Consider the following 26,217-nt stretch of genomic DNA (forward strand, 5'->3'; position numbering starts at 1 on the left):
TCTGAATTCTTCTTCAAAATTTTGAACTTTAAATTGTGAATTACTTATGTGTTGTTCTGCCACCCTAACTCAACTGGCTGAAGTTATTTTGGCCCGGACTGTAAACTTATCTGAAACTGCTTTAACACAAGTAAGTAGCGGTATACAAACAGATAGCCGTACCCTAAAGCCGGGTGAAGTATTTGTCGCTTTGCGAGGCGATAAGTTTGATGGACATGAATTTCTGGCAACTGCGATCGCAAAGGGTGCAATAGCTGCAATTGTAGATTTTGAATACGAAAATCCTGGATTTCCGATATTACAGGTAAAAGACACCCTCAAGGCATATCAACAAATTGGCAGATGGTGGCGCGATCGCTTTAACATTCCTGTAATTGGCATAACAGGTTCTGTGGGCAAAACTACAACCAAAGAATTGATCGCCGCAGTTTTAGGAACAAAGGGACGAGTTCACAAAACTTATGAAAATTATAATAATGAAATTGGTGTCCCGAAAACTCTCCTAGAACTTGGCGCAGAAGATGACTACGCCGTGATTGAAATGGCGATGCGGGGTAGAGGACAAATTGCCGAACTGACGCAAATAGCACGTCCAACAATCGGAGTGATTACCAATGTGGGGACGGCGCATATTGAGTTACTGGGTTGCGAAGAAGCGATCGCTGAGGCAAAATGTGAGTTATTAGCCGAAATGTCTGCTGATAGTGTGGCAATTCTCAACCACGACAATCCCCTATTAATGGCCACAGCAGCGAAAGTTTGGCATGGAGAAGTTTTGACTTACGGCTTTTCTGGTGGGGATATCCAAGGGCAATTAATTGATAACGAGACTGTGGAAGTCGCAGGAATCCAACTACCCTTGCCGCTACCTGGTCGTCACAATGCAACTAATTTCTTAGCAGCTTTAGCGGTGGCAAAGGTGTTGGGAATCGATTGGGCAAGCCTGAAAGCAGGTGTGGTGGTGAATATGCCCACAGGGCGATCGCAGCGATTTACCTTACCCAATGACGTGGTAATCTTAGATGAAACTTATAATGCAGCACCAGAAGCGATGATCGCAGCGTTGCAATTATTGGCAGACACACCCGGAAAGCGGAAGATTGCCGTATTGGGTGCAATGAAAGAATTGGGAGAGCGATCGCAGCAGTTGCACCAGCGAGTCGGAGAAACAGTGCGAAAGTTGGATTTAGACGGCTTGTTGGTTTTGGTAGATGGACAAGATGCCGAAGCCATCGCCATTAGTGCCAAAGGTATTCCATCGGAGTGCTTTGCAACTCATGCTGATTTGGTGTCTAGGTTGAAAACATTTGTGCAAGCAGGCGATCGTTTATTGTTCAAAGCCGCCCATTCCGTGGGACTAGATCGGGTAGTCAATCAGTTACGTGCAGAATTTCCCAAATGATACCGCTAGAAACCCAACGTCTCAGACTGCGAGACTTTGTAGAATCAGATTGGCAAGCGGTTCATAAATACGCTAGCGATCGTGAAGTTGTGCGTTATTTGACCTTTGGCCCTAATAGTGAAGAAGATACTAAAAATTTTTTGCAAAGAGAGATTTCATTGCAAGGCGAAGAACCCCGTCAGCATTTTGCCTTGGCAGTGACTTTAAAACCCCAAAAGCAATTAATTGGTATCTGTCGCATATCTGTTCAGGATACTGGCAATAAAACAGGCTCTATTGGATACTGTTTTACTAAAGAATTTTGGGGACAAGGATATGCAACTGAAGCTGTAAAAGCAGTTGGATCATTTGGTTTTCAAAAGTTAGACTTACATCGCATCTTTGCAACTTGTCACGCAGAAAACATTCCCTCAGCAAGAGTTCTGCAAAAAATTGGAATGCAACAGGAAGGGTATTTGCGAGAACACCATTGGATTAAGGGAGAATGGCGAGACTCTTGGCTATATGCCATCCTTGAACATGAATGGAGAGGCCTCAAATGATGATTTTCTAAAAATCTTACCAATAGATGGTTGATAGACTTCAGTTGGAAAGACTAGGGCTGTTAATGTAGTATCTTTGAAAAATAATAGCAGCCAAATTAGTCACTAAACAGGTGATTGCTAGCCACAGCAAGATATAAGTAGGAGCCATCACCACGCCAATCATGAACCAAGTGTATACGTGCAGTATCATTACAGAAGCGAAAAAGCTGGCAATTCCAGCAGATTGCCACACTTGATGTGATGGGCGACGTAACGCTACCAGGCTCATCGTTAAAATTGTGACAAGCAAATTCGCTGGTACGAGAAATGCACAAATACTTATGCAGTTGCCACGAGAGAACTCAACTAAGGTGTTAAAATCGAGCATTAATTTCTTGGGATAGATGTTAGCTTTTTAAGAATTTAATTTATTTTAAGATAACGAAATCTATATTAATATATGAGTGAGTAATCACTTTGCAAATATAACATAAATTAAACTATCTAGTTAGGTTTTGATACTACCAATAGTTAGTTAATTATAAAGATTTTGGATAAGTAGGGTGGAAAACACCCACCCTAGCTGAATTAACCCGGTAAAATCACTGTATCGATAACGTGTACCACACCATTATCAGCTTCGATATCTGCTGCTAAAACTGTGGCATTTTTAACTTCAAAACCATCAGAAGAATCAATTTTAATCGGTGAACCTTCCACAGAATTAACCGTACCGAGTTGTGCCAAATCAGCTTGTAGCAGCTTTCCTGGAACGACATGATACTTTAAAATCCGCGTTAGCTGGGGAATATTCTGTAACAGAGTTTGGATAGTTCCTGCTGGTAGCTTGGCAAAAGCATCGTCATTTGGTGCAAAGACAGTGAATGGGCCAGGACTTTTTAATGTTTCTACTAAATCAGCAGCTTGTACAGCCGCTACCAGTGTTTTGAAAGACTCAGCCCTAACTGCAATATCAACAATATCAGCCATATATTTTACCTAAATCTCTGCAAAAGATATTAAAGAATAATAAACCTATTTTAAGTTTTATTAAACCAAATAAAACTCATTGCTTTGCAAGTAGTAGATGTTTGATAAACACGCCTGCGCTACCGGTTTATTGAGGAAACTGAGTTTCTAACTCTTCTTTAGCTCCTGAGCAGCATCAGTAAGTGAATTTTAAGAGTATAAATAATATAAATGTGTGTTTTTTGCTATTCAAAGCGAATAATCTCCCTAAATGCTTGACTACAGTAAGTTTCGTTCCAAATACAAAAATAATATTTATCCCGATTTAGTGTAATTGCTGACACCATTACCAAAATGAGTTACAAATGAGCAGTCATTGACTTCAAAAGTGAACATCTAGTCAAGACAGATGAAAATTATTGGTTAGGAAAAATTCTTCTTTTCCAAAGGCAGTAGCAGCCAGGGTTATTCATGTCTAAGCTATTCGTTCATTTTCATATCCGCATTCAACAAACCATAATATCTTTAGGAGACACTAACTCATGGATCAAAACCGTTTAAGCAAAAATTCCTCTCGCCGTGAGCTAATAGTGAGTGGGGCACTCGGTGGTATAGCGACTGCGTTAGGTTTACCGCTGATTGCTGAGAAGGCTGATGCTCGGACAACAACTTCTGGGCGAAACGATATAAAAATTCTGAACAATGCTCTTTATTACGAACATCAGGCAATTTGGGCTTATAGTGCTGCTGCTGGCAAACTAACTAGTACTGAGGTTGGCAAAGCTGTTTTGGCCCTAGCGCTCCGCAACCAAGCTGATCATAAAAATCATCGAGATGCTTTAGCAGCTACGATCGCTAGTTTGGGGGGAACTCCACTAAAAACACAGTCTAGCTATGATCTTTCATCATACATAAAAAACGGTGAGGGAAACTTGGATAGCGATGTGAATATTGCCAAGCTGGCTTTAGGTTTGGAGACTGATGCTGCGATCGCCTATACCCAAGAAATTGCTAACTTGAAAACTCCAAAATTGATTACTGTTGGGGCGAGTATCGGCTCTACTGAGGCTGCCCATGCTGCGGCTATTCGTGCCACTTTCAAAGCCCTCGGAGTGAATCTCGAAATCGTACCAGCGTCTTTTGTTAGCCTCGAAAATCGTCAAGCCTGGGTACTGAAGGTATAGATAGGGAATGGGGAGATGAGGAAATCTCAATACCCCATGCCGATTAATTATGATTAGCTTTCCAGTTTGCTAGATCAGTTAAAGAGCGATCGCGGTAACGTCCGTAACGCTCTTGTTTACTTTTGATTTTCGCACCGAGTTCGGGAAAAATCCCAAAGTTGGGCGGCATTGGTTGGAAATGCTTTGGCGAAGCGGAACTAATAAATTCCAATAACGCACCCATCATTGTTGTCGGTGGTAAAACCAAAGGTTCTTTACCCAAAGCTAATCTTGCTGCATTAATTCCCGCCAAGCAACCACCGGCAGCCGCAGCAGTGTAGCCTTCAGTACCAATCAACTGTCCAGCTGCTAACAATGTCGGACGCTCTTTAAATTGCAGCGTCGGATGCATTAGTTGGGGAGCATTAATAAAAGTGTTGCGGTGCATCACTCCCAGCCGGACAAACTCTGCCTTTTCCAAACTTGGAATTAGCTGAAATATTCGCTTTTGCTCACCCCAGCGCAGGTTAGTTTGAAATCCTACCATATTCCACAGTTGACCGGCTTTATCTTCTTGTCGCAACTGCACCACAGCATAAGGACGTTCCCCGGTGCGAGTATCTGACAATCCCACTGGCTTTAGGGGGCCGTAGCGCATGGTATCTTCTCCCCTTTGTGCTAGTTCTTCTATGGGTAAACAAGCTTCAAAAAATTTCGCCGTTTCCCGTTCAAAATCTTTAAGTTCTGTTTGTTCAGCTTTACAAAGTTCTTCTCGAAACTGCAAGTACTGCTCTTTATTCATTGGGCAGTTGAGATAAGCGGCTTCACCTTTGTCATAACGTGATGCCATAAAAGCAACGTCACGGTTAATCGATTCTCCCACAATAATCGGACTAGCCGCATCAAAAAAGCTGAGGTATTCCATCCCGGTAAAGCGGCGCAAATCTTCTGCTAAGTCGGGACTAGTTAAAGGCCCAGTCGCCAAAACCACAATTCCTTCTGGAATCGCAGAGACTTCACCCCGGCGAAATTCAATTAAAGGATGGCTAGCTAAAGTTTGAGTCAAGTCTTGGCCAAATTGTCCCCTGTCTACAGCTAGCGCCCCACCAGCAGGTACGGCGTGTTCATCAGCTTTCGAGATGACGATAGAAGCCAGTTGGCGTAATTCTTCGTGCAATAATCCTGCTGCGCGATCGCTTGCCATTGCCCCAAAGGAATTACTACATACTAATTCTGCTAAATCTTCTGTATGATGAGCAGGACTAAATCGCTTTGGACGCATTTCATGCAGAATTACAGGCACTCCAGCTTGGGCTATTTGCCAAGCTGCTTCTGTCCCAGCTAGTCCACCTCCAATCACTTGTATCGGTTGTTGTTCCATAGTTAAATTTTTAGTTCCTATATCATAAGTATCGATCAGCATCAGCGCTAGGACACATCAACCAACAAATAAGGCGTTTTAGACATAGCCAGTAGCGGCAGCATAACGCACCATCAACAGTAGCAATTACAAATTATCTGTGTCAATTCCCTTTTGTTTGAGCTATTCCCGCCAGCAGCCCCACACCGTCCTGTTCGCGGAGCGTCTCGAAGAGCACTTTAGTTAACATCAAAAGCCCCAACTCTTGGAGACGCTACACGAACGGGGAAGTCAAAAGTCACTGCCCCGTCGCTTAGGGCATTGGGCATTGATAACTTCTTCCCCATGCCCCATGCCCCATTCCCCATACCCAAAAACTCCACCCACAAGGGGATGGAGTTTTTTATTTCTGGTCACACTCACTTCTTCAAGGAACCGGGTAGCTGCTTAGGTGTTCGTTCATTCAATCTAACTTCAGAGGATGTTTGAAAAGTCATAAAGTATATAAAAAACCCCCATTCCCTACTAGGGAATGGGGGTTAGGTTTGGGAAGCTTTGATGTTACCAAAAATACTTTTCAAACCTCTCAGATCGACTTTATCCAAAATTAAGAACTTGTTTTCTTTATCCGGCAAAAACCCTGGCTTTTTAGCAAATACTTTTTCCACGTCACAGATTATCGATAAGTTCAAAAAGTAAAACTACTGTCCCGCAAAGATTACAGCGATAACTTGAGCGTTGCGAAAAAAATGGATAAAGTCGAGATCATGGCTAATCTTAAAGAAGCACAGAATAACTGTATTTTATATAGAGATGTCGAGAGGTTGTCACGAATTTTTGCAAATTACCCACATTCATAAAAGTCATTAATATCACCTGAAAAACAATTAAATTAGAGTATCTCTAAAGGCTGAAGTCTTTTAAGTAATCAGCAATAAAAATACCATACTTTTTCCTGAGTTCAGTAGAACGAAACTTAAATCCCAAGGTTTTAATTCTACAGTTTGAAACGCCACAATAACATTTTGGAATAGCAATAGAAATGTATTCTGTTGTTTCATAATCCCATGTAATTTCACTTCCTTCATTTATATCTATCAAGGCAACAAAATCATATGCTCCAAATTCATTATTCCGAATTCCTGTATTTGGATTACAAGAGTGATTAATTAATCGTCCTGGTTCATCTAGTTCTATATGTAAATCAATGTCTATTTGGAAAGAATGATTAGTTCTTTCTGGTAGGTTTTGGACTCGGTGCCCAATCACTACCTTCTCACCTTCACGGAAATTCCGGTTAGCAAAGACTCCTCTTCCTTTATCTGTAATCTCTATTTTGACATCACTCAAATTTGTTACTTTCATACTTCATACTCTATTAGTAGGTGGGCGGAAAAATTTCTAACGGGCAGTTGGGCGTTACCCTTGAGACATGAGCGAATTAACAATTGGGATAACCCGATACAGAAAGCAACTTGGTATCTGCAACAAGTGTGTGAAAATTTGTTCGATTTATTGTTAATTACAACTTCAGAATAGAAAACAGTTATATAATTTGTCATTGGTGTTTTGACTGAATATTGTCAAAAAAGTCTTTTAAGTATTCTTGCCGAAAAAATAACATATTTTATCATTACTTTATACAAAAATAAGCAAATGTTTGGTCAAATTTATAAGTATTTAACGAAAATCACTTCAACAAGTTCAGTGACCGCCGTGGGATCGGTGGGCATCGTGCGTGCTCTAACTCCGTGCTTTGTGCGATCGCCCCCATTCTTGAGATTTTTAGAGCAAAGTTGAGTTATTGAGTTTTCCTCTCAGAAATTTTGTGGTATTAATTTACACAGATAAATTTTTTATTTTAAGATGATCAAGCGTTCCGCTAGGTTGCCGCTCTCCTCACCCTTCAGTCCTGGGGGAAGCTGAGGCGATCGCACTTCCTTAGCAAATTTTCTTCAGCGTGTTGAAGGTGTATTTAACGAAGTACAAATTGGACAGACAGTGAAGTTATTGAGCCGATTGCTCTTTTTAAGGCAGTATTTCAGGTGTAGTAGTCATAGAAATTTTGTCTCAAATCGGATTCTACTATTATGGAAACTTCCGATCGCGCACTTCCACAGCATAATCTTGCACAGCTTTGGTAATCGTCTCCCGCAAGTTTGTATAAACCTTGGCGAATGGTGGATGTTTCTCTGTAAGTCCGATGACATCTGAAGTAACTAAAACCTGTCCATCGCAGTGACGCCCTGCACCGATACCAATTGTCGGAATGCTCAGTTTTTGTGTAATCTGCATTGCTAAATCTGCCGGAATATGCTCTAACACTAGAGAGAATACACCAGCTTGTTCGAGAGCGATCGCTTCATTTAAAATTCTTTCTCCCGTTTCCTGGCTCTTTCCCTGTTGTCGCAAACCAAGTTGATGTATTGATTGCGGTGTCAAACCTACATGACCCATTACCGGAATTCCAACTTGTACTAAACGAGCTATAGTTTCAGCGATCGCTGGATAGCCACCTTCCAATTTTACCGCTTGAGCGCCTGTTTCCTTCAGTACCCGCCCAGCTGAGTGCATCGCTTGCTGGAGACTTTCTTGATAGGTCAAAAATGGTAAATCTACAACTACTAATGCGCGTTTAACTCCTCGACGCACGGATTTGGCGTGGTATATCATCTCATCCAAAGTTATCGGCAGTGTTGTTTCATACCCTAAAACTACTGCCATTGAGTCACCCACGAGGATTAAGTCTACACCAGCTGCGTCGAGGAGTTGAGCGATCGCGTAATCCCAGGCAGTCAACGCCACAATTGAACGTCCCTGTTGTTTCCATTGAATTAATTGCTGGGTAGTGATTGCCATTTTTCTAGGTGGGGAGTGGGGAGTAGGGAGTAGGGAGTACGGAATAGGGAGTAGAGAGTAGGGAATAGGGATAGGGAATTTCACCACTCCCCACTCCCCATTCCCTCATTTAACGGCGTGACTGAAAGCAATATGGGGTTTTGCACTACCCATTTTGGGCATTAACCAAGCTAGACCTTCACTAGTGCCGATCCATAATTTATTGCTAATGTCAGGTACAAGGGCAAGAACCCGACTAGAAGGAAGTCCAGCAACTTCTGCATCTAACACAGCTCCTGTATTTGGATTTAATCGTAACAAACCATTATTAGTCCCGACCCAAACACTACCATCTTTAGCAAAACGTACTACTGTCACGTTACGCCCACGCAGGCGAGTCACAGACCGCAACACTGCACCAGTTTTGGGGTTAATAACGAGCAAATTATTTGGCATTCCCGCCCAAATTAATCCTTCTGGACTAATAGCTAAAGCTTGTACAGTCGTCCCTGGTAGATCGGCTATCCGCTTCATAATCGCAGCACTAGCAGTATTTACCCGCACTAATCCATCAAGGGTGCCAACCCACAGTTGACCTTCAGCATCTAAAGTCAGGGTATTGGCGCTGACACCAGGCAGATTTTTTAATGTTGTCATAATCAAGCCTTGGTCGGGACTAATTAGGGCTAAACCACTATCGGTTCCAGTCCACAAATAACCCCGCTTGTCAAGTAACAGAGACAACACCCGTTTAGAAGGCAAAAATAAATTCTGCGCGGTGATTTCGTTAGTGCGGGGGTCTACTCGCATCAGTCCTTCATAACTTCCCACCCACAGACGTCCTACTTTGTCTTGGGCTAAAGCACCAATGACAACACTTGGTAAGCTAACACGAGAAATAATCTTGCCGGTTTTAGGATCAATCCGCGATAGTCCCCGCCAAGAACCTACCCAAAGATTGCCTGTAACATCTCCTAGTAAGTTACCGACACGATAATCAGTTTTTGGCAAATGTTCTTGCACTCCCCGCTCATCGGGCAAGGGTTCCACTCGCGGGGGCGGTGGGGAAAGTGGGTAAGCAGGGGTTTTTTGTGCCAATCCCATACTTGGCAAAGCTATCAACCCCAACAAAATAGAAGTAATCAATAAACTAGTACGCTTGCAAAACAATACCACGGTGACATTTCCTTTGGAGACAGTACCCATAGCCGCTACCCAAACTCTCTTTGGGTTAATTCCAGTGTTCCCCTAGCTGGGATTTTTTAAACGTCAATAGGCAATTTTTCTCAAATTTAACGAGTATTAGGCATTGGGGAAAGAATTCTGATCACTCCTAACTCCTAACTAACTCCCTACTCCCCACTCCTCACTCCCCACTCCCCACTCCCCAATAGTGATTGATGACATTTTGTAAAGTTTTTGTTACAAAATGTTTAAATCTTTATGTGATAACAAAATTAAATAGATAAGTTAAAAACTTTCAAAGAATAACTTATCAAATTCTTGATATATTGTGAGACAAGCTACAAATTACGTGATGTGCAATTCTTTTTGATTTCGCTCATTACTCTGCTAAATCTGTGTCAAGTAGATTCTTTTGTGGTATCTTTTCTATCAACAGGGAAGATACAAGGAGTGTAGAGGCGGGAATGTGTGGCAGCCAGCCAAATCCCCTGAATACGCTGATTTGTGAGGGCATTATCTGAATACTGCCCGCAAAACGCGGAAGTTTTGGTGAAATTGAAAAGGTTTAGTCGGGTGCAAAGAAGAGGTAAAAAAGAATTTTGATTCGTAGGAAGAGGGAACAGTAGAAGCGCTAGGTCGTGTACCCCTAAAAGGTGAGAACACTGGTGAGGAGGATTACCACAACTACCATGTCCGCGGCCAAAACTCTACCCTCTACCAAAAGCAACCCTTAAAAAAATTTTTCCTGATCTTCTTCCCGGTGAAGGGGGGAAAGAGCGGGATGAGAAAAGTTGCCCAAAACGTGATTTGATAAGTAAAAAGAGTGACTTCTGAGAAGGATAAAATATGTCTTACGCTCAAACTAAGACTCAGAGCAAAACTGGGTATAAAGCCGGGGTTCAAGATTACAGACTAACTTATTACACACCGGATTACACACCTAAAGACACAGACATTTTAGCGGCATTCCGCGTTACACCCCAGCCCGGAGTTCCCCCCGAAGAAGCAGCTGCTGCTGTAGCGGCTGAGTCTTCCACTGGTACTTGGACAACTGTGTGGACAGACTTGCTCACCGACCTAGATCGCTACAAAGGTCGTTGCTACGACATCGAACCAGTTCCTGGTGATGACAACCAATTCATCGCCTACATTGCCTATCCTTTGGATTTGTTTGAAGAAGGCTCTGTAACAAACATGTTGACCTCCATTGTGGGGAACGTATTTGGTTTCAAAGCCTTGCGGGCACTACGTCTAGAAGACTTACGGATTCCTATAGCTTACCTGAAGACCTTCCAAGGACCTCCCCACGGTATTCAAGTTGAGCGTGACAAGTTAAACAAATATGGTCGTCCTTTGTTAGGTTGTACAATTAAGCCCAAATTAGGTCTTTCCGCTAAAAACTACGGACGCGCTGTATACGAGTGCTTACGTGGTGGTTTGGACTTCACCAAAGACGACGAAAACATCAACTCCGCACCATTCCAACGGTGGCGCGATCGCTTCTTGTTCGTATCTGAAGCTATTGCCAAAGCTCAAGCTGAAACCGGTGAAATCAAAGGTCACTACCTAAACGTTACCGCCCCCACCTGTGAAGAAATGCTGAAACGGGCTGAGTTCGCCAAAGAACTCAAACAGCCGATCATCATGCATGACTACCTGACAGCAGGCTTCACCGCCAACACCACATTGGCTCGTTGGTGCCGTGACAACGGTATTTTGCTGCACATTCACCGAGCTATGCACGCCGTTATCGACCGTCAAAAGAACCACGGTATCCACTTCCGCGTTTTAGCTAAGGCGCTGCGGATGTCCGGCGGCGACCACATCCACACTGGAACAGTGGTTGGTAAGCTGGAAGGTGAACGCGGTATCACAATGGGCTTCGTTGACTTGTTACGTGAAAACTACGTAGAACAAGACAAGTCTCGCGGTATATACTTTACCCAAGACTGGGCTTCTCTACCTGGAGTATTTGCTGTTGCTTCTGGTGGTATTCACATCTGGCACATGCCTGCACTCGTAGAAATTTTTGGTGATGACTCCGTGCTGCAATTTGGTGGTGGTACTCTCGGTCATCCTTGGGGTAATGCTCCTGGTGCTACAGCTAACCGCGTAGCTTTAGAAGCTTGCATCCAAGCTCGTAACGAAGGCCGCAACTTGGCTCGTGAAGGTAACGACATTATTCGCGAAGCCGCTAAGTGGTCTCCTGAATTAGCCGTTGCTTGCGAACTGTGGAAAGAAATCAAGTTCGAGTTTGAAGCGATGGATACCGTCTGATCAAAAGTTAGGAGTTAGAAGTTAGGAGTTAAGAGTTACATTAATTCATAATTCATAACTCTTAATTCATAACTCATAACTGTTGACGGCTGGGGTCAAGCATGAATCTTAACCAAATTGCAAAGGACACAGCCAAGACTGTCCAAAGTTATCTGACTTATCAGGCTCTAAGGACAGTATTGGCACAGCTAGGCGAAACGAATCCTCCATTAGAACTGTGGCTGCATAACTTTTCATCTGGCAAAATTCAGGATGGTGAATCATACATTGAGCAACTGCTGCGAGAAAAGCCAGATTTGGCTTTGCGAATCATGACTGTCAGAGAACACATTGCCGAAGAAATCATGGAATTTTTACCGGAAATGGTTCGCACTGGCATTCAGCAAGCCAACATGGAACAACGTCGCCAGCATTTAGAACGCATCACACGAATAGACACATCAAACCCCAGCCTGCAACCAGAACAGCAAGCAAGTTCAGATCCGAATTTAGATAACTTATCCAATTAGTTCGGTCAACCTAGTAGTAAAAAATCGCCACCCATTATCAAAAGCTATGCAAACTTTACCAAAAGAGCGTCGTTACGAAACCCTTTCTTATCTACCCCCCCTGTCTGATGCTCAAATTGCCAAGCAGATCCAGTATATTTTGAGTCAAGGTTACATTCCAGCGATCGAGTTTAACGAAACTTCTGAGCCAACAGAATTATATTGGACAATGTGGAAGCTGCCTTTGTTTGGTGCTAAATCCACTCAAGAAGTATTGAGCGAAGTTCAAGGATGCCGTTCTCAATTCAACACCAGCTATATCCGGGTTGTGGGTTTTGACAACATCAAGCAGTGCCAAATTCTCAGCTTTCTTGTTCACAAACCCAACAAAGCCAACAAATACTAAAGTTAACAAGCTTTAACTAATTGGTTTATTTCTATAGGAGAGGTAGAATTATCTGCCTCTCCTATTTACTAGATTTGTTTTGGAACGCAAAGGAACGCATTCTCATTGGCGTAGCCTCTCGTAGAGAAGCGTCTCGCAGAGAAGGAAAACGCAGAGGGACGCGGAGTTATTCTCTACGTTTTTTAATAAGGTAATAAATGGAATTGCAGCATCTACCGGAAGTAAGAATTTGTTTTGTTGGCGATTCTTTTGTTAATGGTGCTGGCGACCCAGAATGTCTTGGTTGGACAGGGAGAATATGCGCTAATGCTAATAAAAAAGGCTATGATATCACCTACTATAATTTAGGAATTAGGCGAGATACTAGTACTAGTATAGCAAAGCGTTGGTTACAGGAAGTATCACTTCGCTTACCCAAAGAATATGATGGCAGAGTTATATTTTCCTTTGGATTGAATGACACAACAGTAGAAAATGGTAAAACTCGCGTGGATTTGGCAGATTCAATCAAAAATACCTGTGAAATTTTAAGTGAAGCTCAAAAGTTGTACCCTGTGTTGATGGTTGGTTCTGCGCCATATGCAGAACAAGAAAACCCTCAAAGGAGGCAGAGAAATACCGATTTATCTAAACAGTATGCTTTGATTTGTAATGAATTAAATGTACCTTATTTAGATGTTTTTCCGATATTAGAAAAATCAAACATCTGGATAAATGAGGCAAAAGCTAATGATGGTGTTCATCCTCGAGCAAGCGGTTACACAGAATTTGCCCAAATTGTAGAAAATTGGGAGGCTTGGTTAAATTGGTTTCCTTTAATTTAATCGAGAATTCAAAGTTAGGATGGTGGTAGCACTTTAGTCTTTCTATTCAAAGGTAGGAGTTATGCAACAAATTACTCTCCCTGAAGCATCTCAAAACTTACCTGAGTTGATTGAAGCAGCACTCAGTGGTGATGAAATTATTATCATCAAAGATAATCAACCTTTAGTAAAGTTAACTCCTGTATCGCCAGTTAAACGCCGCCGTCAACCTGGAAGCGCCAAGGGTTTAATTACAATATCTGATGACTTTGATGCACCACTCGAAGATTTTAAGGAATATATGGAATGATCTTACTGTTGGATACACATACTTTAATTTGGTATGTGACGGACAATTCAAGACTTAGTAATCAAGTTCTAGATTTAATCAATGATGAGAATAATGAAATTTTGCTAAGTATAGCTAGTCTCTGTGAAATAGCTATACTTAGCAAAATTTAGGAAAGCTTCGTTTCAATCAGCCATTTGAGATATTCATCACACAGCAACTCAACCTTAACAATTTGAGGTTACTCGATATCAAAATTAGCCACGTTACTATTGTTGCTACACTACCTTTGCATCACCGTGACCCATTCGACCGACTTTTAATTGCACAGTCGGTAGTTGAAAATATACCTGTATTGAGTGCTGAGAAAATTTTTGATGCATATCCAATTAGGCGTATATGGTAGATAGCGCTCCTTTTCTACCAAAAAATAAATAAACACTAATCACAAAAAAAACTTAACATTACTTTAAGCACTGCTAGGCAAAGATAATTTTATGGGTTATTACATCGCTCCCCGCTTTCTAGACAAACTGGCTGTCCACATCACCAAAAACTTTCTAAAGCTTTCTGGTGTGCGAGTTCCCGTGATTTTGGGTATTCATGGACGCAAAGGAGAAGGCAAAACATTTCAATGTCAATTAGTCTTCGAGAAAATGGGTATCGAGGTAACTAACATATCTGGCGGCGAATTGGAAAGTCCAGATGCAGGAGATCCAGCGCGGTTAATTCGGCTGCGCTATCGGGAAACAGCAGAACTGATCAAAGTACGCGGTAAAATGTGTGTTTTGATGATTAACGATTTGGATGCGGGGGCTGGACGCTTTGATGAAGGTACTCAATATACTGTAAATACGCAGTTGGTGAATGCCACACTGATGAATATTGCTGATAATCCCACAGATGTGCAGTTGCCTGGAAGCTATGATTCCACGCCTTTACGTCGTGTGCCGATTATTGTCACAGGTAATGATTTTTCCACCCTCTATGCACCGTTAATTCGGGATGGACGGATGGATAAATTCTACTGGGAACCGAACCGAGACGATAAGGTGGGAATTGTCAAGGGAATTTTTGAACCCGATGGACTCTCACAGAAGGAAATTGAACAGCTAGTTGATACTTTTGTCAATCAATCCATTGACTTTTTTAGCGCTTTGCGATCGCGCATTTATGACGAACAAATCCGCAACTACATCCATCAAGTAGGTTTTGAGCGGGTATCGTTAAGTGTGGTGAACAGCGTTGAAGGGCCACCAGAGTTTAAAAAGCCAGATTTCAGGCTGTCTCACTTAATCGAGTCTGGTAACTTCCTCGTTGGTGAACAAAAACGGGTGGAAAATTCCCATTTGGTTGATGATTATAACCGACTCAATCGAGGTAGAAATTCTCAATCTGCACCACCTGCTGCTGTAACACCAATTAGTCAGCCGTCAAATGGCGCAGCAAGTCAAGAAGCAAAAATTAATGGATTCCAGAAAGAGGAAGTATCAAGCCCACATTTGACCCTAGAGACACAAGCACAAATTAGGGAATTATTATCTCAAGGTTACAAAATTAGTATTGAACACGTAGATGAGCGCCGTTTCCGCACAGGTTCTTGGCAAAGTTGTGTTCATAGCCACATTGATAGCGAGTCTGATGCCATCTCAAATTTGGAATCAACTCTGACAGAATATAGCGGTGAGTATGTGCGCTTGGTAGGTATTGATCCAAAAGCCAAGCGGCGGGTGGTGGAGACGATTATTCATCGTCCGCATGGGATAAATTAGGCGTAGATAAATGATAAAGTGCGATCGCTACTCACAAGTTATCTGACATCCCTCTCCGTGAGTTCGGAGAGGGGCAGGTGAAAGCGTAGCATAACCTTTGTTGAGGTTATGAGACTTAACGATCAATTGCGTTGAGAAAAACTTCTGTGTACACTGTAGCAGGCTCAAAGAGGGGCAGACTTGAACTTTAGTTCAAAGCAGGGAGAGGTTTATCAAGCTCACGTTAACTACAAGTAACTGCTGAAGCTGAGTTAACCTTTGTTAAATCGCCAGTGAATATGGCTGTGTATTGATAAGGTGATGAACCAGAGCAAGTCATGGAATTTGTATTAGCACTACGGGGAGTCCACCATGAAGTTGCTTGCACAGTCAAATTTGTGCCATTCCATGATAACTTGTTGACAACTAAAGAGTTAGTTTGTCCATCAGTTGGCTTTTTGGCAGATAAAAATGTGGCATAGTTCACCTCGCCATTAGCTGGATTAATCCGGGCTACAACCGCGACTTTTGGCCCGCCTCCGCTACCATAGGTAGACAACCAACGCCCAGTAGCAAAGCGGCGGAAATCATTACCAGTCTGACTGCCAGTGGAAGAGTAAACGCCATATAAAACATTCCCCCCATCCCAAAACAATCCATAACCTGTACCATCGTCATTTGTTGTTTCGTAATCAGTACGACACCATGTTTTCATTCCATTATTGAAACGGATAGTTACAGGGTTTTTGTTATTAGATGATACTTGCTGATAACCAATGTAAATGGTTGTATTTCCATTCTTTACTTGAGGGCCATTTTTAGCTTTGATTGTCGCTTCACTATCATTGCAACTGAATGTCACAGCATTACCGATAGATGAATTTATGGTTTGGGCAAAAACTGGAGGAATTTTTTGTGTGATTAGTAAATCAGCTACTAATACTACAGATAAAGAGAAATATGCGAAATATTTCTGCAATTTATTAGAATAAATCATGGTAAAATCTGCCGAGAAAGGGTAAGGGAAAACTTCGTAGTACTATAAACTCTTATCAGAATTTAGACAATCAAAATTGTTGAAACTTGCAGATTGCAAGATTCTCAATCTAGTCCTATCAATGAATAAAATAAATTGCGTCGGCATTCGGGCAGGGTCTCGTAGAGAAGCCCACCAAACGTATCGCAGTAGTCAACAACAAATGGTTTTAATGAACAAATAGAGTTTGTTTATTCTTCATGTCCCTTGTTAGAACATCGTTAAAGAGGGTTCCATAACACCAATTTACTAATCCTGCAAGAAGCTCTCGCGCAACCCCTCTCCAAAGCCCATAGCAGAGTTTAACTCTCCCTTTTCTGGTAAGAAAAGAGACTGGAGGGTAAGGTTTTTGATTACTGAATTGATGCTCTAGAGCTACTTTGACTTAGGAAAGCAGTTTTGTGGTTCAGTAAAATTCGTGAATAATTTTAGGCTTTAAAAAAATAATATATAAATCTGAGTAATTTCTCTTAATTTAGATATTGCACTGGTTTTTCTCCAAAAGGTAAGCCTTTAACAGGCGTTGCATAAATGCGGGATGAATTGAGATTTTTGACAAAAGCTAAAGGTAGTTACTTTGCGCCTTTGCGCCTTTGCGTGAGGTAAAAATCATCCCCAGATTCAGCAATGCCCTTTAACAATATGTCGATGATTTTACTGAAGAACCATAAATTTTGCTTGATTAGCTGCATTAAGCGGGATAGTTTAGATACTCATCTAACACAAAATTCCGCTTATGCGCCTGACTTCACTAGATGTTTTTCGCGGCATTACGATCGCTGCGATGATTCTCGTCAATATGGCGGGAGTCGCAGATGATGTATATCCTCCCTTAGCCCATGCCGATTGGCACGGTTGCACACCAACTGACTTGGTATTCCCCTTCTTTCTCTTCATTGTCGGTGTAGCGATGACTTTCTCGCTGTCAAAGTACACCGAAAGCAATAAACCAACTTCAGCTATTTACTGGCGCATCTTACGCCGCGCTGCCATTCTCTTTGGGTTGGGATTGCTACTAAATGGCTTTTGGAATCAGGGTGTTTGGACTTTTGACTTAAGTAGTATTCGCATTATGGGGGTGTTGCAACGCATCAGCCTTACTTATTTGCTAGCTTCCGTAACTGTTCTCAACCTGCCGCGTAAAGGTCAATGGATACTGGCAGCAGTGCTACTTATCGGCTACTGGCTAACGATGATGTATGTACCAATACCCGATTATGGTGCGGGAGTTCTGACGCGGGAAGGTAATTTCGGCGCTTATATTGACCGCCTGATTATTCCCAAAGCACATTTATACAAAGGTGATGGTTTCAAATTTATGGGAGATCCAGAGGGACTTTTCAGTACTATTCCGGCGATAGTAAGTGTTCTCGCTGGCTACTTCACTGGACAATGGATACGCAGCCAAACTATACATTCACGCACAAGTATCGGGTTAGGATTATTTGGAGTTGGCTGTTTAATTATCGGTTGGGCGTGGGGGTGGACATTCCCCATCAACAAAAAGCTGTGGACAAGTTCCTATGTAGTCTTCACTAGCGGTTGGGCGCTACTTTTGCTAGCAGCTTGTTATGAACTGATCGAAGTACGGCTGAATCGTCGCTGGAGTAAACCTTTTGAAATTATGGGCTTAAATGCGATCGCTCTTTTCGTTCCATCTGTTTTGTTGATTAAAATCTTAGTGAAAACCACTATCGGCACAGGCAAAGATGCTAAAAGTACCTACAATTGGATTTACCAGAATTTTTTCGGATCTTGGGCGGGGGCGCTGAATGGTTCCCTGTTGTTTGCCATAGTCACCGTGTTATTGTGGTGGGCTGTTGGTGTTCTGATGTATCGACAACGTTGGTTTCTCAAAGTGTAAATTTGCAAGCAGACATCAGAAATTGAAAAAATTTTTGTTGTTATTTATGTTTTAGTGTTGTCGAGGTTACAATATACTACATAAGCATTTGCAGATTTATTTTGTCTAATTCACTCAAACTATTAATCCATAGACAAATTGTGAGGTAATGAATGCGTCGCCTTAAATTTTGGGTGTTTTTGCCAATTGGGTTGATATTTGGCTGCTCAGACCAACTGTTTCAATCTAACCGGTCTGTAGCATACTCTAACCCAGCAGTAGTTCCACAAACTAGTCCGACTTTATCAAAAGTGAGTTACCTTTCATCGTTAGAACAAGAGGTAATTGTTGAAACAAATAAGGTACGAACAAATCCCCAGTCATATCTCCCGATTTTAGAAAACTATAGAAAGCGCTTTGAGGGAAACCTAGTCAACATTTCTAATAATACTTATTGGCAAACTCAAGAAGGAGTTAAAGCAGTCGATGAGGCGATCACATTTTTAAAATCAGCACGTCCTGTAGCGACGTTGAGTGTATCTAAAGGTATGTCTTTAGGCGCAAAAGACCATGTTAAAGACCAAGGGTCAAAAGGTGCTACAGGTCATGATGGTAGCGATGGTAGCAACTTCTCCACTCGCATCAACCGTTATGGTAGATGGGAAACAACCGCAGGTGAAAATATCATTTATGGCTTTAACACTGCTCAAGATATCGTCATGCAATTAATTATTGATGATAGTGTGCCCGATCGCAGTCATAGAAAAAACATTTTTAACGGCGCTTTTAAAGTGTCTGGTGTTGCTTATGGAACTCACAAAGTATATAGAACAATTTGTGTAATTGAATACGCTGGGGGGTATAGGGAAAAATAATTGGAGTTGGGGAGTAGCTACAAATACTGAAGGTTTTGAATTATTTTACTTAAAATCAGGCAGAATAAATTAAAATTTTTTTTGTGCTTTACGTTCCAGTGTTAACTAGATTACAACAGGTATTTAGTAATGTTTTTTAACACTCAAGGAACAAAGACAATAACAGCGTTATCTATACTCTTGATGAACTTATTTCTATTCTTCTTAGGGCAATATGCTTGGGTTAAGGCTAAAACTCTTTGTCAAAGTCAATTTTTTAACGTAGAGGCGTTGGCGCAGCCTCTCGTAGAGAAGCGGCTTCCCGTAAGGTACCGCAAAGGACGCAAAGAGAAGGAAGAAATGCTTAACTGAACTGTATTGCTTTTTAGGGGACTGATCGAAGTTCTAATGTATGATAAAAAGCCGCTTCTAAAATTATGAATAAAGAAGCGTCTATAAACTTTCGTGTGTGTTGAAAATTATTATTTCTTCTAATTCACTAAATTAATCCATAGAAAAATTGTGAGGTAATTAATGCATCGCATTAGATTTTGGGTATTTTTGCCACTTTCCCTGATATTCGGCTGCTCAAATCAAGTGTTTCAATCTAACCCAGCAGTAGTTCAACCAGCCAGTCCGACTTTATTAACAAAGGCGAGTTACCTTTCATCGCTGGAACAACAGGTAATTATTGAAACAAATAAAGTACGAACAAATCCCAAGGCATACCTCCCGATTTTGGAAAACTATAGAAACCGCTTTCAGGGGAACCGAGTCAAAATTTCTAATAATACGTATTTGCGAACTCAAGAAGGAGTCAACGCAGTCGATGAAGCGATCGCATTTCTGAAGTCAGCACGTTCTGTGGGAGCGTTGAGTGCATCTAAAGGTATGTCTTTAGGAGCAAAAGACCATGTTAAAGACCAAGGCTCAAAAGGTGCTACAGGTCATGATGGTAGCGATGGTAGCGATCCCTTTACTCGCATTAACCGTTACGGTAGATGGCAAACAACCGCAGGGGAAAATATCAGTTATGGCCCAAACACTGCCCAAGATATCGTCATGCAGTTAATTATTGATGATGGTGTGCCCGATCGCGGTCATAGAAAAAACATTTTTAATGGTGCTTTTAAAGTGTCTGGTGTTGCTTATGGAACTCACAAATTATATAGGACAATTTGTGTAATTGACTACGCTGGGGGGTATAGGGAAAAATAATTTGGTGTCTACGTTAAAAAAAATTGACTTTCACAAGGAGTTTTAGCCTTAACACCAAGCCTATTGCTTCTTGATTCTGAATTCTGGATTCTTCTTCAACCGAATTCATCGATTTTCTAGAAGTTTAAAACGTCTAATGATTCTTCTATTTCTAAATCTAATATTCTTTCTCGTGTATCTTTGAGTGCTTCTAGCTTACCTTCTTGACGATAGATGTCTGCCGCTTTTTGAAAATCTTCAATTGCTCCCTGTTTATCTGCTATTTCTAAACGAATATTGCCACGATTGTAATAAGCATCTGCATAATTGTAATTAATCTGTATTGCTTGAGTATAATCTTCAATTGCTCCTTCCAAATCTCCTAAATCTGAACGAGCATTACCACGGTTGTAATAAGCATCTACATAATTAGGATTAATCTGTATTGATTGAGTATAATCTTCAATTGCTCCTTCCAAATCTCCTAAATCTGAACGAGCATTACCACGTTTTTTATAAGCTATGGCATCTTTAGGATTAATCTTGATTGCTTGGGGAAATGCCGGTTGAGAGCCTAATAAATAACGAGCAATCCCACGGTTTTTATAAGCATCAGCATAATGGGGATTAATTTTAATAGCCTGTGTATAATCTTCAATTGCTCCTTGATTATCTCCTATGTGAGAACGAGCTTCAGCCCGGTTTTTATAAGCTACGGCAACATTAGGATTAATTCTGATCGCCTGGGTATAATCATTAATTGCTTCTTCTAATCGCCCCAGTTGAGACAGAGCTAAACCTCGCTTATTGTAAGATTTAGCATCATGAAGATTCATCTGGATTGCCTGAGAATAATCTGCGATCGCAGCTTCATAATCTCCTATTTTATAGTAAGCCAAACCTCGTTTATAATATAATAAATCAACACTGCTAGATTTAAATTTTAAAGCTTGATTATAGTTGGTTATTGCATTTGTATATTCTCCTTTTTCAAAACATTCATCACCCAATTTTACATAAAGTATATTTAAATCTTCGTTACGATATTGGTGAAAGTTCTCTAATTCAGGTTGAAAAGAAGATTTTATCAATTGATTAGTAGTTGTCTTAGATGAAATTTCCTGTTTCGGAAGGTATTTATAAATTGGTGGTTGTTGCTTATAAGAATTATTCAGAGAAGATTGTAACTGTTCTAAATAGCACCATAAACCACCACCATACAGTAATTGTTCTATCCCAAAGGAAATTTTACCAGTTTTCAACTTAATCATCCGAGTTGGGAGAAAGCCAGCCAAGAAAAGGTGATACTCAGATTGTGCTTCACTCACATCCTCTTGAATCAAAATGCAAACTACAACTGCATTTTTTTCCACCTCTTCAGAACTAATTGACCATCTAACTCTATCAATACTACCGTGACGAGATTTAACCTCAATACCAATAGATGGGTCAGAAGTCAAGGTAAAATCTATATTGCCATCGCCGCCAAATCGCTTTTCATAATCGACTTCGGTAATAAAATCAGCTAAACGTTCTTTGACAACTTCCTCACCCAATTTCCCTTTGAGATAGCTAATAAAAACATCACGCACTGGCGAAACACGCTTATATTTCTCAGCCATCACCCAGCAAAATTCCCGTAGTGCCTTTAACCTTTCTCCAGAGATTATAGTTAATTCACTATATTGACCTTCTGTTTCACAATGAAGCAGACAACCAGATGTTAACCTTTTAATAAAATCAGACTGTAGCGATCGCAGTAGTGTAATCCAGTCCATTTATGTTTCTGCGAATCTTTTGATGAGATTATTCTATTAAAATATCCATTCGGCGTAAACCTTTTAATTAGCTTGGGTGATATTCCCAAAAATTGTTTACTATTTTGCAATAATTCTTAATTTAATTTAATATATCAAAATTGGCAAAGAATGAGATTGGATTAAAGGGAGTGTATTAAGATATAGCACCCTGTCTCAGACATCGCAGCTTTTTAGAGTCGAGTATAAGTAGTAAATTATTGATAGATTTGCCGGAGTTCTTCTAGAGAATTCACAGTTTTGATACTGGTCAGAATAGCCCTTAATCTCTTTACGTTCTGTATTTGGAGAATTTCTGGTAATATATTTAGTCCTTCGCTGCCAAACTTTAATTCCAAACCCATTTCAATACCTTCAAAGAGTCCTTCTCTCTTCCCCAATTTAATACCTTGTTGAATACCCCTTCTTTCTACGCTGGTAATATACAGCATTTTCTTTTCCTCCTCATATTGAGTTACTTCTTGCCAAAAACTGTTCTCTAATTCTTCAGGTAATTTCATCATGCAATAGACATCTCCGAAAAAAAATGTAGAGACGCGAAATTTCGCGTCTCTACAAGGGTTCTAGATAACGCATATTTAATTTCACCAGATGTCTAATCGATAAACCGAAACAGGTTGATCATATCTTGACGCTAATAACCTTTTTCGTAGAGTCGTTGGGAAGATTTACATTAGTTTTGAAGGTGCGGCTATGCCTAATCAGGGTAGCAATAGTGGATTTTTACATCACTTTTCACTTGCCAAGTGGAAGATACACCAGCATGAAATGTAACCAAATCCCCTTTTTTAATATGGACTGGCTCTCCCCAGATAGGATTTACCAAAACTTCGCCTTCAAGAAAGTAACAAAGTTTATCTGCATCGTAGACTTGTGCTATGTCTGATACTTCTTTTGTCCAAATAGGATAGTTAAAAATATCTAAATCTTTGAGTTCTTCTTCGCTTGGTGTTTGATTAACTTGAATTGCATAGCAGTAATGCTTTTTGATGTCACTTTTTACATCCCAAGTACAAGATAAACTAGCACCAAAAGTTACTAAGTCACCTGCGACAATCCTTACTGGCTCACCTGAATCTGGAGTCACGATTACCTCTCCTTCTAGGAAATAGCACATTTCAGCTACTTCATAAAATGCTGGGAACTTTGATGGCTCTTTCATCCAAATAGGCCATTTATACACATCTAAATTATTAAGTTTTGTTTGAGTAGGTTGATGCTCAACTTTAATATCCATACCTATTATTCTCATACACAACTATTCCTTAGTACCATTTGTACTATTGCTTGAAAAGAGCATTTGTTTTACTGGTAATTCATATCTCTCTTGTTGATCAAATTTTGTATTCTCATCCCAGATATTTGTTTTACACTCCCAGTCGAACTGTAACATCAAGCGTTTTAAAGGAAAATAGACCGGACAAATATCAGGCTTAAATATAGAGTCAGTGTTGCAAGCACAGCAAACAAACAAAAGCGATTCACGCTTAAAACCATAATCTAAAAGAATGTTACACACATTCTTAAAATTGTTACCACTCATACAACCGCTATCTGCAATAATTAGCCTCGAATATCTATCTAATATATCTTGACTAATTTCTAATTTAAATTCACTGACAAGAGGTATTTTAATCACCTCAATTGGTAAAGGTTTCCCTCTCCTCGACAATTTGTGTGACAAGTGAACTGCTAGTACACCTGAATACTCAGCACTCAATTGTAATATACCTGTATTCTCTGTAACAAAATTTTTCTCTCTAATTTCAGCAATTATCCAATCTATAATTGCTTCTTCCCATTCTTTTGAAATTCTGAGTTGATTTGACATTACTGATATTTATAATATACTTGATTTTTCCGACTATTAAAACCGCGCTAAAGTCAATATCTACTTCAAGATATCTATCTGAAGAGGTATTAGGTTATTACTGATATAGTAGTGGAAAAAATAAATAAAAGCAAGCGATTGTCCGTATTATCCCGTAAACAGTTACTGGGGAACGACTTTAAATATCACACCGCACTCCTAACTCCTTTTTGACTACTAGCTTTCAAGATAAACTTCCAAACTCGGTACATTTACCCAACTTGCTTTTTTATGAGATTCATGGGATAAATCCATCAACAACTGAGAATAAATTCCTTCTCGCAGCGATGGTGTAATTTCCTGATTGCGGTCAATTCCTTGCACCCATTGGTCTACTACGCGGATAAATGCACAAATGCGCCCATCCGCATAATTCTTCGGAAAAATTAACCGATTCGGTATTTCTATTTCCGTTAAAGGTTTACCTGGCTGGGAACCCCAAACACGAAAACCATGTATATAATCTTTTTGATTTTCACTGCCCAGAATTAATGTACCGCGATCGCCATATACTTCTACCCAATGGGTTCTTGGTGCATGAACAACCGCACTGATAGAAAGTTTGCAAGGTGTGCCATCCGCTAATTCCAGTGTTAATATACAGTTGTCATCTGTATCTACTGGCTTAGATTCCCCACTAACAGAGTCAACTCGTGTGGGAATAGCAGTAGTTAAATAGGCGCTTAATCTGCGGACTGGCCCGAATAACCAGTGAATGTAATCGAAGGCGTGGGAACCCAACGACCCCAATGCACCGCCTCCTTTATCCTTGTCAGAATACCAATTCCAAGGGCGTGAAGTATCAGCACGAGAAGAACCTAACCAATCAATTTTAATTAAGCGCAACTTACCCACATAGTCTTCTGACAATAATTCAGCAAATAACTGCCATGCTGGTACAAAACGAAATTCAAAATCTATAGTCGCAATCACGCCTTTTTCTTTAGCTAGCTGATAAAGTTCTTTAGCTTCAATTGCATTTAAGGTTGTCGGTTTTTCTAGTAATAAATGTTTCCCAGCTTGCAATACGGTTTTTGCCATTTCATAGTGCAAAAATGGCGGCGTAGAAATGCTAACTGCTTGCACTGCTGGTAATGCCACAATATCTGTAAGTGAGTCGTAAGCGTGCGGGATATGATGGGATTCTGCTATGGCTTTGGCTTTATTTATATCTCGGTGATAAACAGCAACTATCTCAGTTTGAGGATGTGCTTGGAATCCAGGGATGTGGACTTTTTGACCAAATCCAGTGCCGGCGATCGCAATCCCAATCATATCATTATTTACTCCTATAATTATACAACTTACTATTTGCTTAATATGACTTGTTCATCTTATTTTATAGCATTTAATTTTTGCTTGATCATGCAATCATGTAAATCTAAAAAAATCTTAGCTCAAAAGGCAACTTTTAAGATTTAATCATGCCAACAGCCCATAGAGGGAGCGATAAAGATGTAAAACTTTAGTCTTTCTTGAAAATTGGAAGTGTTAAACAACAGAGGCTTAATCATTTTTTATCGGAGAATTCTAATTGTCCAAGGATAACGATAATGCTCACCATTATAAGCTTTGATTGCGGCAAAAGTCACTACAAATGATTGTACTATTAAAATGAATAATATTAATAACATGAACACAACTAGTAAACTGTCTAGAGTTATTTCTACTTGATTAACTGAACTATTAGCACTCACTGCCCAACTAAAACTAGTTAATACCACAAATAAGGAGATTGCCATGACAATTAAGGTATATAATGTCCAAGTAATTTGAAAATTCAAGGATTCCTTTCCTTGGAAATCAATCCAGGGATATTGTGCTTTTTTAAATCGCCAAATCATCAGTGGAGCCAATAGATTTAAAGGTAAATATAAAGGGATGCCAATAAGTACCAAAAAACACAATAACATCCATCCTAATAAAGCCGAAAAATGACACAACATTCCCCAGATACGCATTTGTTGTTTAGGTTTTTCTCTCATTGCTTTTTATATGTAAGTGGATTTAACAAATAATTCTTCACTGTAATTATCTATAAAAAAGCCAAACAAGAGCTTAAATCTGAGTATTTCTCGCTCATAATTTTCGCGGATTGGTTCTATTTCCCAGACTATGCCTTTTCCTGGGTCTAAAGCAACTTCT

Annotated in this window: 27 protein-coding genes and 1 pseudogene; 13 read left to right on the forward strand and 15 right to left on the reverse strand. The window is 40.4% G+C overall.

Going from position 1 to position 26,217, the window contains the following annotated elements; genetic code table 11:
• Positions 1-46 precede the first annotated feature (46 nt).
• Both murF and PUQ00_RS01680 read left to right on the forward strand, forming a co-directional pair.
• Positions 47-1,402, forward strand: a complete 1,356-nt coding sequence (murF, locus tag PUQ00_RS01675; protein WP_300412517.1) for a UDP-N-acetylmuramoyl-tripeptide--D-alanyl-D-alanine ligase — start codon at positions 47-49, stop codon at positions 1,400-1,402.
• The gene (locus tag PUQ00_RS01680) at positions 1,399-1,944 is read left to right on the forward strand and encodes a GNAT family protein (RefSeq protein ID WP_300412519.1); all 546 of its coding nucleotides are present in this window, start codon (positions 1,399-1,401) and stop codon (positions 1,942-1,944) included. The genes murF and PUQ00_RS01680 overlap by 4 nt, the downstream gene beginning before the upstream one ends.
• Before the next feature lie 40 nt (positions 1,945-1,984).
• Here PUQ00_RS01680 and PUQ00_RS01685 read toward each other — a convergent pair whose 3' ends face one another.
• Positions 1,985-2,314 (reverse strand): hypothetical protein, encoded by a 330-nt coding sequence (locus PUQ00_RS01685; protein ID WP_300412521.1) that lies wholly within the window; start codon positions 2,312-2,314, stop codon positions 1,985-1,987.
• Positions 2,315-2,514: 200 nt separating this feature from the next.
• Positions 2,515-2,916: a fasciclin domain-containing protein gene (locus tag PUQ00_RS01690; protein ID WP_300412523.1), complete on the reverse strand. Its 402-nt coding sequence runs from the start codon at positions 2,914-2,916 to the stop codon at positions 2,515-2,517.
• A 521-nt stretch (positions 2,917-3,437) separates the two neighbouring features.
• On the opposite strand from PUQ00_RS01690, the gene PUQ00_RS01695 reads away from it, so the two are divergent.
• The gene (locus tag PUQ00_RS01695) at positions 3,438-4,079 is read left to right on the forward strand and encodes a DUF4439 domain-containing protein (RefSeq protein ID WP_300412525.1); all 642 of its coding nucleotides are present in this window, start codon (positions 3,438-3,440) and stop codon (positions 4,077-4,079) included.
• Positions 4,080-4,122: 43 nt separating this feature from the next.
• Here the strand turns inward: PUQ00_RS01695 and trmFO are convergent, their stop codons facing one another.
• The 5 genes from trmFO to PUQ00_RS01720 all read right to left on the reverse strand — a co-directional run bounded on the left by trmFO (position 4,123) and on the right by PUQ00_RS01720 (position 9,462).
• A complete protein-coding gene (gene trmFO / locus PUQ00_RS01700; RefSeq protein ID WP_300412527.1) occupies positions 4,123-5,439 on the reverse strand; it encodes an FADH(2)-oxidizing methylenetetrahydrofolate--tRNA-(uracil(54)-C(5))-methyltransferase TrmFO in 1,317 nt (438 codons plus the stop codon).
• 270 nt (positions 5,440-5,709) lie between these two features.
• A complete protein-coding gene (locus tag PUQ00_RS01705; protein ID WP_300412529.1) occupies positions 5,710-5,835 on the reverse strand; it encodes a hypothetical protein in 126 nt (41 codons plus the stop codon).
• A 486-nt stretch (positions 5,836-6,321) separates the two neighbouring features.
• Positions 6,322-6,783, reverse strand: a complete 462-nt coding sequence (locus tag PUQ00_RS01710; RefSeq protein ID WP_300412531.1) for an SET domain-containing protein-lysine N-methyltransferase — start codon at positions 6,781-6,783, stop codon at positions 6,322-6,324.
• Between the two features lie 723 nt (positions 6,784-7,506).
• Positions 7,507-8,277 carry a 3-methyl-2-oxobutanoate hydroxymethyltransferase gene (gene panB / locus PUQ00_RS01715; RefSeq protein WP_300412533.1) on the reverse strand — a complete coding sequence of 257 codons (771 nt, stop codon included), beginning with the start codon at positions 8,275-8,277 and terminating at the stop codon, positions 7,507-7,509.
• 105 nt (positions 8,278-8,382) lie between these two features.
• Positions 8,383-9,462 carry a two-component regulator propeller domain-containing protein gene (locus PUQ00_RS01720; RefSeq protein WP_300412535.1) on the reverse strand — a complete coding sequence of 360 codons (1,080 nt, stop codon included), beginning with the start codon at positions 9,460-9,462 and terminating at the stop codon, positions 8,383-8,385.
• 825 nt (positions 9,463-10,287) lie between these two features.
• On the opposite strand from PUQ00_RS01720, the gene PUQ00_RS01725 reads away from it, so the two are divergent.
• From PUQ00_RS01725 to PUQ00_RS01755, 7 genes are all read left to right on the forward strand, one after another.
• Positions 10,288-11,718, forward strand: coding sequence for a form I ribulose bisphosphate carboxylase large subunit (locus tag PUQ00_RS01725; protein ID WP_300412537.1), 1,431 nt, complete (start codon positions 10,288-10,290; stop codon positions 11,716-11,718).
• Between the two features lie 101 nt (positions 11,719-11,819).
• A complete protein-coding gene (locus tag PUQ00_RS01730) occupies positions 11,820-12,227 on the forward strand; it encodes a chaperonin family protein RbcX (RefSeq protein WP_300412539.1) in 408 nt (135 codons plus the stop codon).
• A 46-nt stretch (positions 12,228-12,273) separates the two neighbouring features.
• On the forward strand, positions 12,274-12,612 hold the full coding sequence (locus PUQ00_RS01735) for a ribulose bisphosphate carboxylase small subunit (protein ID WP_300412541.1): 339 nt from the start codon (positions 12,274-12,276) through the stop codon (positions 12,610-12,612).
• A 197-nt stretch (positions 12,613-12,809) separates the two neighbouring features.
• Positions 12,810-13,436 (forward strand): GDSL-type esterase/lipase family protein, encoded by a 627-nt coding sequence (locus PUQ00_RS01740; RefSeq protein WP_300412543.1) that lies wholly within the window; start codon positions 12,810-12,812, stop codon positions 13,434-13,436.
• Between the two features lie 61 nt (positions 13,437-13,497).
• Positions 13,498-13,725 (forward strand): type II toxin-antitoxin system prevent-host-death family antitoxin, encoded by a 228-nt coding sequence (locus PUQ00_RS01745; RefSeq protein WP_300412545.1) that lies wholly within the window; start codon positions 13,498-13,500, stop codon positions 13,723-13,725.
• Positions 13,726-13,939: 214 nt separating this feature from the next.
• Positions 13,940-14,110 (forward strand): hypothetical protein, encoded by a 171-nt coding sequence (locus tag PUQ00_RS32690; protein WP_335029549.1) that lies wholly within the window; start codon positions 13,940-13,942, stop codon positions 14,108-14,110.
• 91 nt (positions 14,111-14,201) lie between these two features.
• Positions 14,202-15,476, forward strand: a complete 1,275-nt coding sequence (locus PUQ00_RS01755) for a ribulose bisphosphate carboxylase small subunit (RefSeq protein ID WP_300412546.1) — start codon at positions 14,202-14,204, stop codon at positions 15,474-15,476.
• Between the two features lie 223 nt (positions 15,477-15,699).
• Here PUQ00_RS01755 and PUQ00_RS01760 read toward each other — a convergent pair whose 3' ends face one another.
• Positions 15,700-16,452 (reverse strand): hypothetical protein, encoded by a 753-nt coding sequence (locus PUQ00_RS01760; RefSeq protein WP_300412548.1) that lies wholly within the window; start codon positions 16,450-16,452, stop codon positions 15,700-15,702.
• Between the two features lie 775 nt (positions 16,453-17,227).
• Here PUQ00_RS01760 and PUQ00_RS01765 point away from each other — a divergent pair.
• The 3 genes from PUQ00_RS01765 (at position 17,228) to PUQ00_RS01775 (ending at position 20,406) form a co-directional block, all read left to right on the forward strand.
• Entirely contained in the window at positions 17,228-18,355 is a 1,128-nt protein-coding gene (locus PUQ00_RS01765; RefSeq protein ID WP_300412550.1) for an acyltransferase family protein, read from the forward strand.
• A 152-nt stretch (positions 18,356-18,507) separates the two neighbouring features.
• On the forward strand, positions 18,508-19,209 hold the full coding sequence (locus PUQ00_RS01770) for a CAP domain-containing protein (RefSeq protein WP_300412552.1): 702 nt from the start codon (positions 18,508-18,510) through the stop codon (positions 19,207-19,209).
• A gap of 513 nt (positions 19,210-19,722) precedes the next feature.
• Positions 19,723-20,406 (forward strand): CAP domain-containing protein, encoded by a 684-nt coding sequence (locus PUQ00_RS01775; RefSeq protein WP_300412554.1) that lies wholly within the window; start codon positions 19,723-19,725, stop codon positions 20,404-20,406.
• Between the two features lie 116 nt (positions 20,407-20,522).
• On the opposite strand, the gene PUQ00_RS01780 is transcribed toward PUQ00_RS01775, so the two are convergent.
• The 7 genes and pseudogenes from PUQ00_RS01780 to PUQ00_RS01810 form a co-directional block, all read right to left on the reverse strand.
• The gene (locus tag PUQ00_RS01780) at positions 20,523-22,163 is read right to left on the reverse strand and encodes a tetratricopeptide repeat protein (RefSeq protein ID WP_300412556.1); all 1,641 of its coding nucleotides are present in this window, start codon (positions 22,161-22,163) and stop codon (positions 20,523-20,525) included.
• 236 nt (positions 22,164-22,399) lie between these two features.
• Positions 22,400-22,705 carry a hypothetical protein gene (locus PUQ00_RS01785; RefSeq protein WP_300412558.1) on the reverse strand — a complete coding sequence of 102 codons (306 nt, stop codon included), beginning with the start codon at positions 22,703-22,705 and terminating at the stop codon, positions 22,400-22,402.
• A gap of 194 nt (positions 22,706-22,899) precedes the next feature.
• The gene (locus tag PUQ00_RS01790) at positions 22,900-23,193 is read right to left on the reverse strand and encodes a cupin domain-containing protein (RefSeq protein ID WP_334740451.1); all 294 of its coding nucleotides are present in this window, start codon (positions 23,191-23,193) and stop codon (positions 22,900-22,902) included.
• Positions 23,173-23,439, reverse strand: a pseudogene (locus PUQ00_RS01795) (cupin domain-containing protein); the annotation flags it as partial. The gene PUQ00_RS01790 and the pseudogene PUQ00_RS01795, both read right to left, overlap by 21 nt.
• A gap of 21 nt (positions 23,440-23,460) precedes the next feature.
• Complete coding sequence (locus PUQ00_RS01800) at positions 23,461-24,033, reverse strand: hypothetical protein (protein WP_300412560.1); 573 nt, start codon at positions 24,031-24,033, stop codon at positions 23,461-23,463.
• Positions 24,034-24,249: 216 nt separating this feature from the next.
• On the reverse strand, positions 24,250-25,347 hold the full coding sequence (locus PUQ00_RS01805; protein WP_300412562.1) for a Gfo/Idh/MocA family oxidoreductase: 1,098 nt from the start codon (positions 25,345-25,347) through the stop codon (positions 24,250-24,252).
• A gap of 242 nt (positions 25,348-25,589) precedes the next feature.
• The gene (locus tag PUQ00_RS01810) at positions 25,590-26,057 is read right to left on the reverse strand and encodes a DUF4870 domain-containing protein (protein WP_300412564.1); all 468 of its coding nucleotides are present in this window, start codon (positions 26,055-26,057) and stop codon (positions 25,590-25,592) included.
• Between the last annotated feature and the right edge of the window lie 160 nt (positions 26,058-26,217).

Source organism: Nostoc sp. S13, from assembly GCF_029379315.1.
Lineage (GTDB): Bacteria > Cyanobacteriota > Cyanobacteriia > Cyanobacteriales > Nostocaceae > Nostoc.